13 protein-coding genes are annotated in these 13,790 nt (G+C 56.9%); 5 read left to right on the forward strand and 8 right to left on the reverse strand.

Annotated features, from left to right (window positions below; all coding sequences use genetic code 11):
* The first annotated feature begins 165 nt into the window (after window positions 1-165).
* Window positions 166-780 (forward strand): nucleotidyltransferase family protein, encoded by a 615-nt coding sequence (locus Q9R35_RS17280; protein ID WP_311220193.1) that lies wholly within the window; start codon window positions 166-168, stop codon window positions 778-780.
* Here Q9R35_RS17280 and Q9R35_RS17285 read toward each other — a convergent pair.
* Entirely contained in the window at window positions 777-1,517 is a 741-nt protein-coding gene (locus Q9R35_RS17285; protein WP_311220194.1) for a flagellar brake protein, read from the reverse strand. The two genes, Q9R35_RS17280 and Q9R35_RS17285, sit on opposite strands and share 4 nt — an antisense overlap.
* A 111-nt stretch (window positions 1,518-1,628) precedes the next feature.
* Entirely contained in the window at window positions 1,629-2,549 is a 921-nt protein-coding gene (locus Q9R35_RS17290; RefSeq protein WP_311220195.1) for a delta(1)-pyrroline-2-carboxylate reductase family protein, read from the reverse strand.
* Between the two features lie 215 nt (window positions 2,550-2,764).
* On the opposite strand from Q9R35_RS17290, the gene Q9R35_RS17295 reads away from it, so the two are divergent.
* Window positions 2,765-3,181, forward strand: coding sequence for a YidB family protein (locus tag Q9R35_RS17295; protein ID WP_063691411.1), 417 nt, complete (start codon window positions 2,765-2,767; stop codon window positions 3,179-3,181).
* Between the two features lie 154 nt (window positions 3,182-3,335).
* Here Q9R35_RS17295 and Q9R35_RS17300 read toward each other — a convergent pair whose 3' ends face one another.
* Window positions 3,336-4,616: a bifunctional O-acetylhomoserine aminocarboxypropyltransferase/cysteine synthase gene (locus tag Q9R35_RS17300; protein ID WP_199264958.1), complete on the reverse strand. Its 1,281-nt coding sequence runs from the start codon at window positions 4,614-4,616 to the stop codon at window positions 3,336-3,338.
* A 273-nt stretch (window positions 4,617-4,889) separates the two neighbouring features.
* Between Q9R35_RS17300 and Q9R35_RS17305 the strand changes: the two genes are divergently transcribed.
* Window positions 4,890-7,607 carry an AsmA family protein gene (locus Q9R35_RS17305; RefSeq protein ID WP_199264957.1) on the forward strand — a complete coding sequence of 906 codons (2,718 nt, stop codon included), beginning with the start codon at window positions 4,890-4,892 and terminating at the stop codon, window positions 7,605-7,607.
* Window positions 7,604-7,996, forward strand: a complete 393-nt coding sequence (locus tag Q9R35_RS17310; protein ID WP_199264956.1) for an MOSC N-terminal beta barrel domain-containing protein — start codon at window positions 7,604-7,606, stop codon at window positions 7,994-7,996. Before Q9R35_RS17305 ends, Q9R35_RS17310 begins: the two co-directional genes overlap by 4 nt.
* A gap of 70 nt (window positions 7,997-8,066) precedes the next feature.
* Here Q9R35_RS17310 and Q9R35_RS17315 read toward each other — a convergent pair whose 3' ends face one another.
* From Q9R35_RS17315 to rsmD, 3 genes are all read right to left on the reverse strand, one after another.
* A complete protein-coding gene (locus Q9R35_RS17315; protein ID WP_009454772.1) occupies window positions 8,067-8,324 on the reverse strand; it encodes a YfhL family 4Fe-4S dicluster ferredoxin in 258 nt (85 codons plus the stop codon).
* Window positions 8,325-8,409: 85 nt separating this feature from the next.
* Window positions 8,410-8,916: a pantetheine-phosphate adenylyltransferase gene (gene coaD, locus Q9R35_RS17320; protein WP_045931252.1), complete on the reverse strand. Its 507-nt coding sequence runs from the start codon at window positions 8,914-8,916 to the stop codon at window positions 8,410-8,412.
* 20 nt (window positions 8,917-8,936) lie between these two features.
* Window positions 8,937-9,566, reverse strand: a complete 630-nt coding sequence (rsmD, locus tag Q9R35_RS17325) for a 16S rRNA (guanine(966)-N(2))-methyltransferase RsmD (RefSeq protein ID WP_045931251.1) — start codon at window positions 9,564-9,566, stop codon at window positions 8,937-8,939.
* A 499-nt stretch (window positions 9,567-10,065) separates the two neighbouring features.
* Between rsmD and ftsY the strand changes: the two genes are divergently transcribed.
* A complete protein-coding gene (ftsY, locus tag Q9R35_RS17330; protein ID WP_311220206.1) occupies window positions 10,066-11,118 on the forward strand; it encodes a signal recognition particle-docking protein FtsY in 1,053 nt (350 codons plus the stop codon).
* Window positions 11,119-11,259: 141 nt separating this feature from the next.
* Here the strand turns inward: ftsY and Q9R35_RS17335 are convergent, their stop codons facing one another.
* Together Q9R35_RS17335 and Q9R35_RS17340 are read right to left on the reverse strand one after the other, a co-directional pair.
* Window positions 11,260-12,789, reverse strand: coding sequence for a CYTH and CHAD domain-containing protein (locus Q9R35_RS17335; protein WP_086069599.1), 1,530 nt, complete (start codon window positions 12,787-12,789; stop codon window positions 11,260-11,262).
* Window positions 12,790-12,908: 119 nt separating this feature from the next.
* Window positions 12,909-13,736 carry an IclR family transcriptional regulator gene (locus Q9R35_RS17340; RefSeq protein WP_045931249.1) on the reverse strand — a complete coding sequence of 276 codons (828 nt, stop codon included), beginning with the start codon at window positions 13,734-13,736 and terminating at the stop codon, window positions 12,909-12,911.
* Window positions 13,737-13,790 lie beyond the last annotated feature (54 nt).

Here is a 13,790-nt window from a genome sequence, read left to right on the forward strand (position 1 = left end):
GACACCCCAGCAGGCCGACTGAACGGCGTCTTCAAAGAGACTTCTTTTATCCCCTAATCACTGTTCTTCAACCACGCTTGTCCCTTCACTCTTCTTTCTATTAGTCTAGTGAATGAAGCAATACGCATTTTTGACGGGGCATTACAAAGCTCAAAAGGAGCCAGGATGGCAGGGCAGCAGCATGTATCTGGGGTGACGGGCATTATTCTGGCGGCAGGCTTGGGGCGGCGGTTTGACCCGTCGGGCCAGCAGTTGAAGTTGTTGGCCAAGACTGACGATGGCAGGACGATGGTGCGCTGTGTCTGTGAGACGGCTTTGTCTGTGCTCGATGAGGTGCTGCTTGTTTGTGATGTTCATGAGCAGATTTTGCGTCAGGAGCTGGGTGACTTGCCGATCAGCTTCGTTCAGGCACCTGATGCTATCCGCGGGATGGGTGTCAGTTTGAAGGCCGGGATACAGGCGTGCAGTCCCCGTTATGGCTATGTGGTTTTGCTGGCGGACATGCCCTGGCTGCGGCCAAGCACCGTAGCGGCGGTGGCTCAGGCGGTGCAGGATGGGGCCGGGATTGTGCGTCCCGTTTTGAATGGCCAGCCCGGCAACCCTGTGGGCTTTGGTCTGGAATGGCGTCAGCCGCTTTTGGAGCTTCCTGACGAGCAGGGTGCGCGCGACTTGTTGCAAGCCAACAAGGATCAGACCTTGTTTGTGCCTTTAGTGGATGAGGGGATCTTGCGCGATGTGGACACCCCCAGCGATTTTGGGGTGTCCCAGGCATCGGATTAGCCGTGACCGCGCTGTTTGGCGATCTGCTGGCGTTCCAGACGGCCGATATAGTGCTGAATCGCCATTTGCGTGGAGGCAGACAGGTCAATGAAGGTACAGCCTAAACGCTGAATCTGTTTGCCATTGGGCAGTTGTTGCGTTTCAGTACGGGCTACTTGTAGTGCCACTACAAAAGAACCGGCCTGCGGCAGTTCCAGCAGGGACTCGGTTTTATGCGTGCCGATCACCTCTGCCAGGCTTTGCGATTCGTCCACCAAGGACAAGCCGCCACCGCTGATATCGTGCAGCAGAAAGCTTTTGGATTCGTTATTCAGGCGCAAGATCACCATGGCTGGTTCGCTGACAGGCACGTTGACGCGAAAGAATTCACGTCTCTGCAGACGGCGAATAGACTCGGGGATCGGGATCGCCAGGGCCGGCTGCCCTTCATGGGACACAACCTCGGGGGTAGGGCCCTGGAATGTCACCTTGATTTTGTCTAGCGAGGTCTCGAAACTGGTGTGTTCGGACTGCAGCAGATTGCGGGTTTTTTCTTCTTTGTTGGCGGTATCAATGATCACCACATTGTTGTCCAGATCAATATTCAGAATGGTGGTGACAATCCGGTCATTACCCTGATTGGCTTCCATGTGCAGGAGCAGGCCTCCTTTTTCGATGGCCCGTAAAACACGCAGAATTTCAAACTTGGACTGGATCTTGTACGGATCGTCTTCGACAGGAGGCAACTGAGAGGTCATGAGGAGCGCAGGAAAAAAGATCGGTAAATAACTGTAAGGGATTGTAGGCGCCAGATTAACACTCTGGGCCTTGTTTGGTGTGTCGTGTTATCTAGTTAGCAGCCTAAGTATTTAGGCCTGGTTCAAATGCTGCAAAGCACAGCGTGCAGCTGCCAAATCCCAGGCAGCAGAACCCACGGATTTGAAGAATAAAGGCTTGTCTCTGGGCGCGGGTGTGCGCAGCGCCTGATGGATGCTGTGTACCTGCTCCCAGTCCACTTCGGCTTGAATCAGATCGCCGGCCTCGTGGCGGGCTCCGCTGACATCGTCCGCGTAAAGGCGGCTGGCCAGCAGGGTGTGGGCCTCGAACTCGGCCATATCAGCCTGAAAGGCCCCCAGGCCAATCAACAGGCGATCCAGGCGGGCGGGCTCGTGGTAGACCGGCGTCAGGCTGGATGTCAGGGCAATCAGAACATCCGTTTGTTCAGGGATGGCCGCCGCGGCCTGAACCCGCTCTCCAAATCTGGTTTGCAAGGAGGTGGCCACCGCTTGAGCGCGGTCAATATTGCGGCCTGTGAGGGTGACATGGGCTTTGGGGTACAGCGTCATGACGGCATCGCAGTGCGCCAGGGCTTGCTGCCCGTACCCCAGCAGGGTGATGTGCTCGGGCCCCTGAGGCCACAATGCCTGAATGCCCAGCATGGATACGGCGGCAGTACGCCGCTCGGACAAGGTGGGTGCATCCATGACCAGCATGGGCAAGCCACTTTGAGCATCGTACACGCTGACCAGGCCCTGGATACTGCCCAGACCCTGTTGCTGATTGTCCAGCATCACATTAGCCAGTTTATGCACGCCTATATCGTGCGAGATAGCAGGCATGGACAGCATTTTGCCTGTTCTGGGATAGTCCAGAACCTGACGGGTGGGAGCAACAATAGTGCCGGCGGCATATTGGGCCATGGCTTTGCCCAGTTGGGCGACCAGCTCCGGATAAGGCAGGGCGCGAGCAGTCTCTTCAGAGGACAGGACGGTATAGGAAGCGTGCGTCATTCCAGAATCTCCAGGGAGTCGATCTGTGGGGCGTGCCGAACTATCGATAATCCAGTGTAGCGTAGGCTCCGCCCAGAGCAATAGGGCCTTTCCGCCAGTGATCTATTGACCCACCTTGACAATTAATCCGCCCCGTCCAGCGGCCTGCCACGGCATAATGAGGCCTGGTATCAGCACCTGCCCACGCGCGGTGCCGTGCATTGGGGAGAAAAATAATGAGTTTGCTTAATTCTGTTGTGTCGGCCTTGTCAGCTACGGATTCCAAATCCAAAGAGCAGGGCGCCTTGTTGCCCGCGCTGATTCAAGTGATCAGCACCTACCCAGGTGGCTTGAGCGGCCTGATCGAACGTTTTCGCACAGGCGGCTTTGGTGATGTGGTGTCGTCCTGGATCTCGCAGGGCAGCAATCAGGAAATTGGCCAGCAGGATTTGCTGGGTGTGATGGGCCAACCTGCGATCAAGCAATTGGTGGACTTGTCTGGTTTGAATCAGCAAAGCGTGCTGGATAACCTGAAGATCATGCTGCCTTCTCTGATCAACCAAGCCAGCCCGAATGGCCAGTTTGATCCGTCCCACATTACCGATGCCAGCAGCTTGCTGGGCGGTTTGACGCAGCTGTTTCGCAAGTCCTGATCAGCTTGCGCCCGTGATACGGCCTGTCTGAAGGCTGTATGTAACGCGCGAAATGCAAAAAAGCCTGGAGTCGGTGCCATACCGATTCCAGGCTTTTTTAGCTTGATGCAGAAAAACCTGTACAGCAATTCCGGCCTGTACAGGCTTTCTGGTCTTAGCCTCGTGCCGCTGCTTTCAGCGCTTGTTCCAGATCGGCCAGAATGTCGTCGATATGTTCCAGGCCGATGGACAGGCGCACCATGTCTTCGCTCACGCCTACCGCCGCCAGTTCTTCGGCGTTCAGCTGACGGTGCGTAGTGCTGGCGGGGTGGCAAGCCAGGGATTTGGCGTCACCAATATTGACCAGACGCAGGACCAGGTTCAGTGCGTCGATAAAGCGGGTACCGGCTTCAATACCGCCTTTGATCCCGAAGGACAGGATCGCGGCAGGCTTGCCGCCCATGTAGCGCTTGGCCAGTTCGTGATCCGGATGGTCAGGCAGACCGGCGTACTTCACCCAGGACACTTGCGGGTGCTTGTTCAGGTACTCGGCCACTTTCAGGGCGTTTTCTGTATGACGCTCCATGCGCAGCGGCAGGGTTTCGATACCCTGCAGGATCTGGAAGGCGCTCAAGGGGGCCAGGGCTGCGCCGGTATTGCGCAGCGGAGCCACGCGGCAGCGGCCGATGAAGGCAGCGGGGCCGAAGGCTTCGGTGTAGACCACGCCGTGGTAGGACGGGTCAGGTGTGTTCAGGATGGCAAAGCGCTCTTTGTGCTCGGCCCAGGGGAATTTGCCGGAGTCCACCACCATGCCGGCGATGGTGGTGCCGTGGCCGCCCATGTATTTGGTCAGCGAGTGCACCACGATGTCGGCACCGTGCTCGATAGGACGGCACAGGGCCGGGGAGGCAACGGTATTGTCTACAATCAGGGGCACGCCATGACGGTGAGCGGCATCGGCCAGCGCACGGATATCAATGATGTTGCCAGCGGGGTTGCCGATGGTTTCGCAGAACACGGCACGAGTGCGATCGTCGATCAGCGCTTCCAGCGCTTCGATGTCGTTGGGCTGGGCAAATTTGACGGTAATGCCCTGACGCGGGAATGAATGCGCGAACAGGTTGTACGTGCCGCCGTACAGCTTACTGACGGACACAATGTTGTCACCGGCCTCTGCAATCGTTTGGATAGCATACGTGATGGCCGCCATGCCAGAGGCGACTGCCAAGCCCGCAATCCCGCCTTCCAGTGCTGCTACGCGCTCTTCGAGCACGGCATTGGTCGGGTTCATGATGCGGGTGTAAATATTGCCGGGTACCTTCAGGTCAAACAGATCCGCGCCGTGTTGCGTGTTGTCGAAAGCGTAGGAAGTGGTCTGGTAAATCGGAACAGCAACGGCTTTTGTGGTCGGATCTGGCTGATAGCCAGCATGAATGGCAAGAGTCTCTAGTTTCATGGTTGATTTTGGAATTGATTATCAAGTGGCTTATATAAGACAGAGCAAGCATAACCCCTGTAAGTAGAGAAATGCATCTAAGGGCGCAGACATTAATACTATGCCTTTATTTCTTTCGGTAATAATGGCGTATTGCTGACAGCAAACTCTGCTTTTTAAAGTGCGGGTGGATATTTCTTATTTTCGTTACTTCGCAATGGCCCTACATGGGTTAGCATTTCGTATCCGGGCAGATGGCGTGTTGCATCCTGCCTTGAGGTCCTAGAGGCTTACATGAAAGTATGGTTTAAGCGGGGCTTATTCAGCCTCGTCGTTTTAGCTATTGTCACGGTGGTAGGCGGGGCGATTTTCCTGCTGACATTCAATCCCAATTCGTACAAACAGAAGCTGGCTGACATCGTCCAGCAAAAGTATCAACGTACGCTCAAGATTGACGGTGATATCGAACTTTCTTTATTTCCCCGCATTGGCCTGTCCGTGCAGGGGCTGTCCCTGTCTGACCGCAATTCGGAAGATCCCTTCGCTTCTTTGGAAAGCGCCCGCTTTGCGGTGGCCCTGTGGCCTTTGATCAATAACCGCCTGGTGGTTGATCACGTCGCCGTTACCGGCTTCAAGGCCTGGATTGTGCGCGATGAAGAAGGCAAGCTGAATTTTGACGACCTGCTGCAAGCGCCACCGGCGGGTCCGCAATTGCCTGTTGCCCGCTCCGGCGTGTCCTTGTTGCCCGCAGCACAAGCTGCCGAGGCCCCACAGGAAAAACCCGTTGAGCCCGCACCTGAGTCCTTGCCCGTCCCTGAGTTGATTGCCAAGCGTTCCGGCAGCGAAACGGATTTCCAGATTGATATTGCGGGGCTGAGCCTGAAAGGTGGCGAGATCCATTACTTCAGCAAACGCAGCAATGTGATTGGTCGCCTGTTGCAACTGGAAGTGAACACGGGTCGCATGACCTTTGGCCAGCCTTTTGATGTGGCTTTCAAGAGCCGCTTGTCGGGTGACTATCCCGTGGCCGATGGCGTGCTGGAAGGGCAAGGGCAGTTGAGTCTGGACCCGGCTTCCAAATCTTACAGCGCACAAAAGCTGAGTTTGAGCTTTGTGGGGGATCTGGACGAACTCCAGGCGCAAAGCCTGGCCGTCAAGGGTAATGTGGCTTACAAGTCCGCCCAGCGTCAGTTCAGCGCCACCAATCTGGATACACAATTGCAAGGCCAATGGCTGGGTGCCTATCCGGTCAGCGATCTGAACGCTACGCTGAGCACGCCCAAGATGCAAATCGACAGTGTCAGCGATCTGGTGTCTTTCGAGAAGCTGGCTTTGCGCGTGCGTGGCAAGAATGAAGATCAGAATCTGGACCTGGCCTTGGATGTGCCACGTATCCAGGTATCGCCTGCCCAAGCGGAAGGCTCGCCTGTTGTTGCCAGCCTGAAAGTCAGCGGCCCACGAGTTTTGGGCCTGGGCTTGACCCTGCAAGGTTTGTCCGGCAACAGCGAGGAGCTGCTGTTTGAACAGGCCAAGCTGGATGGGGCGATCAAGCAAGGCAGCCGTGTGGCGCAATTGAAGGCCAGCTCCCCCATGCAATGGCAGCCATCCAATGAATGGCTGCGCTTGCCCGAGATTCAGGCCAATATCCGTGTCGAAGATGAAGCGGATGCAGGTAGCCGTTTTGAAATGCCGGTCACCGGTCAAGCTGACCTGAACAAAGGCAAACAACACTACAGTGCCCAGTTAAGCAGCAGTACTGAGCAGGCTCAAGGCAGTCTGGATGTGACCTTGCAGGACAAGGGCAAGGGTCCCCTGCTGGATGCCGTGCTGAAAGCAGACAAGCTGGATCTGGATGAACTGCGTTCGATTTTTTGGGTGACGGCGCCTGAGGTAGTCCCTGCAACCGAACCCGAGCCCCAGGCGGAGGCACCAGAAGCCGCTGCCGAGCAGGAACCTGCTGCAGAGGGCGGTGAGCAAACCGAGCAGCAGCCCAAGGCCGCAGAGGCAGATGCCGCTCCACCAGCAGAGGAAGCGCCCGAAGAGACCACTTCCTACGCATGGTTGGACAAGATCACGTTTGACCTGCGCTTTGAAATCGAAAAACTGCGCAGCCTGGGCGTGGTGATGGATCAGGTCAAGGCCCAGGTCAAGAACCAGGGGCAGTTGATCAATCTGTCGCAGTTCAATGCTCAGGCTTATGAGGGGCAGCTCCAGGCCAAGGCCAAGGTAGAGCCAGGCAAGCGCTTTGAAATGGGCCTTAAGTTGCAGCAAATGCAGGTCGGCTCGCTCTTGCTGGATGCCTTCGGTAATGATTACCTGGCCGGCAAGGGTAATGTGGACCTGAACCTGAAGGCGCAAGGCAACACGCAGGAAGAGCGTTTGAATGCTCTGGAAGGTGGCCTGACCGTTGATTTGCGTGACGGCAGCTGGCGCAGTGTCGATCTGGATCAGAGCGTGCGGGATATCAATGAGGCCGTGCGCAATGCATTTAGCGGCCAGATTCCTTTGCTCTTGCCCGAGTCCGATCCTTTGCGTCGCACGGTACTGAGCCGTTTGCAGGGCAGCCTGGATATCAAGAAAGGGCAGGCTACTTTCCGTAATTTCCGGGCTACGACGCCGATCTTGACGGTGACGACGGCTAAAGGCTCCACGCTGGATCTGGTAACGCAGCACGCTAACGTGACCTTGCAAGCACGCTTGAACCATAACAACCTGGCCGCTGATGAGCGCAAATCATTTCAGGATCTGCGTAATGTGCTGATTCCTATCCATATTTCTGGCCCTTGGGCAGCGCTGTCCTACCAGATTCAATGGAAGGACATTGCCAGCAACTCCATCAAGAAAGCGTTGCAGGACGGTTTGCTGGATTTGTTGAGCCAGCAAGTCTCGGAGGCCAAGACAGAGTCCAGGCCCGATGTGAAATCCGAGGTGAAAGAGATCATCAAGGAAGAGTTGGGGGCCAAGGTTCCACAGACAGTAGGCGAAGCCATGAAGCAATGGTTCAAGCCATGAGCACCAGTCCACAGGTAAATGAGCTTCAAGAGTCGGTCTGTTTGTTGCAAGGCGGGCCGGCTCTAAGCGACAGCAAGGCACTGGCCTGCAAGGGGCGCTGGGTTTTGGGCGATGATAAGGGGCAGGTTCTGGCCGCTCAGGCGCTGCCAGCGTTGGCCGAGCTAAGCATGGAACTGCGGTTCGGTCAGCTGGTGCTTCGTGCCCCTGGCATGTTGCGTCTGGATATTGAAGTTGACGTCATTGAGGATGACCCGGATTCTTTTTCCCTGTGGCAGGAAAATGGGCAGTCCGTACAACTGGTGGATGAAGGGGACCTGCCTGCACAGTGGTTCAGCCGCTATACAGGCCAGCCCTTGCGCTTGTTGAAACGTCTGCCCGAGGCTGTCTAAGTCGTCGGCAGAGTCTGTCTCTACATACAAGAAGCCCTGCTCATGGCAGGGCTTTTTCTCATTCTTTTACTTATGTTGTGGGTTCGGACTGCAGCCGGTGATACCGGGCCAGCAGGGTTTCCTGGCTTTCCTGATGCTGGGGGTGAACCTCGATGCACTCGACCGGACACACCACCACACACTGTGGCTCGTCAAAGTGGCCGACGCATTCGGTGCACAGGTTGGGATTGATCTCGTAGATCTCCTCGCCCATGTAAATAGCCAGATTGGGGCACTGCGGCTCACAAACGTCGCAGTTAATGCATTCTTCAGTAATGTGCAGTGCCATAGCGCAGTGTCCTGATAAGCGTGGTCCTTGGATTTGACCAGTCGGTCACCCTACAGTGTAGTACGGACCGCTGCGCAGGGCGAGTTCAGCCGGCAGAAACCGCTTGTTGCTTGCGTTCCTGGGCCTTGGTTTGTAGCCAGCGCTCCACGGACGGGAAAACAAATTTGCCCACGTCGCCGCCCAAAATGGCAATTTCGCGCACGATGGTGCCGGAGATGAATTGGTACTGGTCCGAAGGAGTCATGAACATGGTCTCGACTTCGGGCAGCAGGTGACGGTTCATGCCCGCCATTTGAAATTCGTATTCAAAATCGGACACGGCGCGCAGGCCACGTACGATCACGCGACCATTTTGCTCGCGTACAAAGTCCTTGAGCAGGCCGGAAAAGCTTTTCACTTCCACGTTCGGGTAGTGGCTGAGCACTTCGGAAGCGATCTCAACACGCTCTTCAACAGTGAAGAAAGGGCGCTTGTTCTGGCTGGAGGCCACACCAACCACGACGTGATCGAAAAGGTTGGCGGCTCGCCGGACCAAGTCTTCATGGCCTCGGGTCAGGGGGTCGAAGGTGCCGGGGTAAACAGCTGTGATCATGGTGCATCCGCGTAAGGGGTTCAAGTTGGTAGGTCGGAATCCGGGGAGAGCGGTGCAGGCGTCCCGGAAAATTCGGCATTATTGACTGTTTTTTGCATCGCAGCAAATCGCAACAAATGATAATGTACCTGCCCTGCCTTATCCTGTCGTAGTATCCCGTATTGATCCGGGGCTTGTATAGGGGTTTCGGACTCAATGTAAACCAGTGCGTCCGGTGCCAGCACATTGGGCAGCAAGGGCCAGATACGTTCCATCCAGTCGTGCGCAAAGGGCGGATCTATAAAGACCAGATCGTAGCGCATCTGGCTGCGCTCCAGAATATGGAGGGCGTCTCCCGCATGGATACGGACGTGATCTGCCTTGAGCTTGGTACGCAGGCTGCGCAAATTGCTAACAGCGGGTCCGTGGCGTTCCACCATTTGTACAAAGGCGACACCGCGCGAGGCCGCTTCAAAGCCCAGGGCTCCGCTACCGGCAAACAGATCCAGTACGTTCTTGTCGCTGAATTGTCCGCCCCAGAAGTGGTTAAGCCAGTTAAACAGCGTTTCGCGCACACGATCCGGGGTGGGGCGCAGGCCGGGTGCATCGACGACTGAAATCGGTGTGCGGCGGTAATCACCACCTACAATACGGACAGCATGTTTTCTCATTAGCGCTTTGATCGGATAATGTGGTCATTCAACAGAATTTTCTAGTGTAAATCGTATGTTCAGTTTTTTTAAAAGAAAGAAGGCCAAGCCAGAGCCACAAGTCACTCAAACGGAGCTGACCGAGCCGCTTTCTCCTGCCCAGCCCGAGGCTGACGGGGCAGACGCATCCCCTGCGGTATCGCAGGAGCAAAGCACGCCGGTTCAAACGCCGGCGGTCTCGCCGGCTGTGGCTTTGGATCGCCAGGCAGCCAGTCAGGCTGAACATCGCGCTGCTTCGCAGACCACGCCCACGCAGCCAGAGGTGCCACAACCGGCCCCGGCCAGTGTCCCTGTCCCAGAGCCTGCACGTGTCTACGAGCCTGAGGTACAGCCCGTACCTGAACCTGTCCGTACTCCTGAACCGGAAGTACAGCCTGTGCCGGTGCCTGAACCCGAGGTGCAACCGATTCCTGAGCCAGAGGTGCAGCCAGAACCTGAGGTTCAGCCGACTCCTGAGCCTGTGCCGCAGCCAGAACCCGAGGTGCCGCCGACTCCTGAACCGGAGCCACAGCCAGAGACTGTTCCCGTTCCCGCACCAGCACCCCAGCCTGAGCCAGCTCCGGCCCCAGAGCCAGAAGCCGCCGCACCTGTGGTGAAAACCTCCTGGATGTCCCGCCTGAAACAGGGCTTGTCGCGTACAGGACAGAGCCTGAGCAGCCTGTTTGTCGGTGCCAAGGTTGATGAAACACTGTTCGAGGAACTGGAAGATGCCTTGCTGATGGCAGATGCGGGCGTTGAGGCTACCGAGAAACTGATTACCGCCTTGCGTGCCCGTGTTCGCAAGGAAAAAGTCAGTGATGCGGCTCAGGTCAAACAAATCTTGTGCGACATCCTGACTGACCACTTGAAGCCCTTGGAGAAATCGTTCCCTCTGGAGTCGAGCAAGCCGCTGGTTGTCATGATTGCCGGGGTGAATGGTGCAGGTAAAACCACGTCTATCGGTAAATTGGCCCACACCTTCCAGGAGCAGGGCGCAAAAGTCTTGCTGGCCGCCGGCGATACCTTCCGTGCTGCGGCTCGTGAACAGCTGATTGAGTGGGGCACCCGCAATAACGTCAGCGTTATTGCTCAGGATGGTGGCGACCCCGCCGCCGTGGCTTTTGATGCGGTACATGCAGGCCGTGCACGTGATATGGGTGTGGTCATGGTGGACACTGCCGGTCGCTTACCGACTCAGCTGCACCTGATGGAAGAACTTAAGAAGATCAAGCGTGTGATTGGCAAGGCCGATGGCCAGGCTCCCCATGAAATTCTCTTGGTTGTAGACGGCAACACCGGCCAGAACGCCATTTCCCAGATCCGTGCGTTTGATGCGGCCTTGGGGCTGACTGGTCTGGTTGTCACCAAGCTGGACGGTACAGCCAAAGGCGGTACGCTGGCTGCCGTTGCAGCCTGTGCGCAAGGCGTACGTCCTATCCCGGTTTACTGGATTGGCGTGGGCGAGGGTATGCAGGATCTGCAGGCTTTTGTGGCACGAGAGTTCGCGTCGGCCTTGTTGGGCATGAACGCCTGACAGTCGCGTTTGGCTACAAAAAACCGGCGATGTCTTTGTAGGCATCGCCGGTTTTTTATTACTGAACTGTCCAAGGTGACAAGCGGCACTCGATAGAAACCAAAGGCTTGACCTGCGGATCGGCTTTAGTGGCCTTGCTGCTTAGCGTCGTAGCAATTCAGTCTGTGGCTGATGCTGATCCAAGGCATTCAGAGCATGCTGGGCATGGGCGGCACGCCCTTGGCGGGCATGAGTCAGCCAGTCCCGCGCAAATTGCGCCTGCTCGGGATTGGCTGCATGTTGAGCATACCAATCCAGTGCCACGTCCACATCGGTAACCGCGCCAATCAAGGCCTGACATTCGCGCAGCACTTTGTGCAGCCCTTGCTTGTCGGCAGCGCTGGGCAAAAACTCCAGGCAGTAGCGCAGGCTCTTGATCCGGTTGCGCAAACGATGCTGCTTGTCCTGACTGATCTGTGCGAAGCGCTGGCTGCGCAATTGAATGGTTTGAAACCAGCGGCTGATACGGGCTTCGACCAGATGCTCGGGCTGGGGCACACCATCCAGTTCTAGCGTGGGGCCGCAGATCAGGCTTTGCAGATTACTTAATAGCAAGGATTGGAACTCGGCGGCACTGGCCAGTTGTACAGGGTCGTGTTCCAGGTGGGCTGGAGTCGGTTCGGGAGCGGGGCCGGGCATGCCAGCTTGCAGCAGCAAGGGGGTAATCTCCAGCTGCACCAGGTCGTGGTCACGCGCCTGACCAAACAGACCGAAGTAATGTGTCAGACGGGTATTGGCATAACCTTCGCTGGCCGACAGCCACATTTTGAACAGCTTGCGGCAGGAGCGCAGACGGCGCAGACCGACACGCATCAAGGCCAGGTAGTCTGCCTGACGGGAAGAGTCTGGGCGTATGCCATCCACGCCCGCCAGCAAAGCCGCATTGCGAATGACCTGCTCCAGGCTCATGGTGGCGCTCAGGCTGTAGAACTGCTCCAGGTCCTCGGTATCGACAAAATGGGGCTTGGGCAAATCGTAGGCCTTGCGCGTCAAGGCGGCAGCAACTTGCTCTGGCGACAGGTCCAGGCTTTCGGATTTCGCACGGCGACGATCCGCCAGACTGGCCAGTGCATCGCCGCGTTCGGACTTGCTGCGCATCTCCAGAATCAGGCCATGCTTGTACAGCCAGCGTTGGCCGACTTCAAACATGGTCAGGCTCTCGCCGCTGATCAGTTCAATTTCCAGCTCGTTGACCAGCAGTTTCAAGCCATTGGATTCGATATGGCCTACGTCGTAGGCCAGTTCCAGTTCCGACTGGCCTTGCTTGATCAGGGCCAGCTCGCGCTGGATGCGGGTTTGGTAACGGGCTTGAATCTGATTCGCGTAGCGAGCCAGTGCCGCGTGGGCAGGCGTGTTCTGATAAAGACTCAGGTCCAGTTCCGGGCCGGGTCTGGGGTGATTGATTTCAATGCGGGACAGGGTGTCAGGACCGGGCAGTTTGACGGTCTGAACCCATTGTTCGCCTTCCTTGCGTAGACGCAGGGCGATACTCGAGCGCGCCAGATCACGTTCGGGCGTGTCAAAGTAAATGGCATTTAAGGTAATGCTACCCGTGCGTACTGCGTCAAAAGCGGTCAATAAACCGGGACGGGCACTCTCGGGTACAAAAAATTTCAGTTCTTGTTCTAGCACAGCATCGCACTCGAGAAATCGCCCACAACAGGTGGGCGGATAAAACAATTATTTTGCATGTAAACCGACCAAACTTGAAGTAGCGACACCCGTATAAGTGTGTGTAGTCATGTCAAGTTTTATAAAGGGGGAGTGCCCAGCGGCTCGCGCCAGCCCAGCTGATGCGAAATGCTGTTGGCGCACTGTCGCAATTGGGCCAGGATGGGGCTGTCAATACTGGCATCAAACAGCGTGCTGGGGCCCAGGCTGGTCAGGGCCAGCACAATTTGGCCAGAGTGATCGAATACGGGGACGGACAGGGCATCAATGCCGGGCAAGGGGTTGCCCAGCGCCTGCGCTACGCCTTGTTCACGGATTTTTTCCAGCATGGCCGCCAGTTCTTTGGGGCTGGGGCGCAGCGGGCTGATACTGGTGACAACCGCGCTATCGCCTGCCTCGCGCTCAATATAGTGACGTGCCACTTCCGGGGGCAGCCAGGCGGCAAAGACGTGGCCGGTAGCCGTATGCAACATGGACATCACCGTGCCGCAGCGCATGTTCACGTGGACCGGGTAGCTGGCCTCGCTGATATGAACCATGGTGGGACCGTGTGAGCCCAGCACCGCCAAACCCAGGGTATGCCCAATGCGCGAGGCCCAGGCCTGAACCAGGGGCAGGGCGATCTTGACCGGGTTCTGGCTTTGCAGGCTGACCAGCCCCATCTGCAAGGCAAAGGGCCCCAGCTCGTACAGCCCAGTCGCCGGAGCCTGCTGCACCAGTCCTACATTGGTAAAGCTGACCAGATAAGGGTGGGCTTTGGCCGAGCTCATTCCCGCCTGAGTAGCCAGATCACGCAACATCATGGGTTGTCCGCTGTCCACTAGCACTTTCAACAGGCCAAAACCCGTTTCAATGGATTGGATACGGCGACGTTTTTCGTCCAGAGCAGGCAAAATGGGTTCGGTCATAGGGGTTTGGGGCGGTTTGGCACGGTCTTCAAGTGTACCGACTAATGAAGCTGC

This window comes from Alcaligenes sp. AB3, assembly GCF_031844565.1.
Taxonomy (GTDB): domain Bacteria; phylum Pseudomonadota; class Gammaproteobacteria; order Burkholderiales; family Burkholderiaceae_B; genus Alcaligenes; species Alcaligenes faecalis.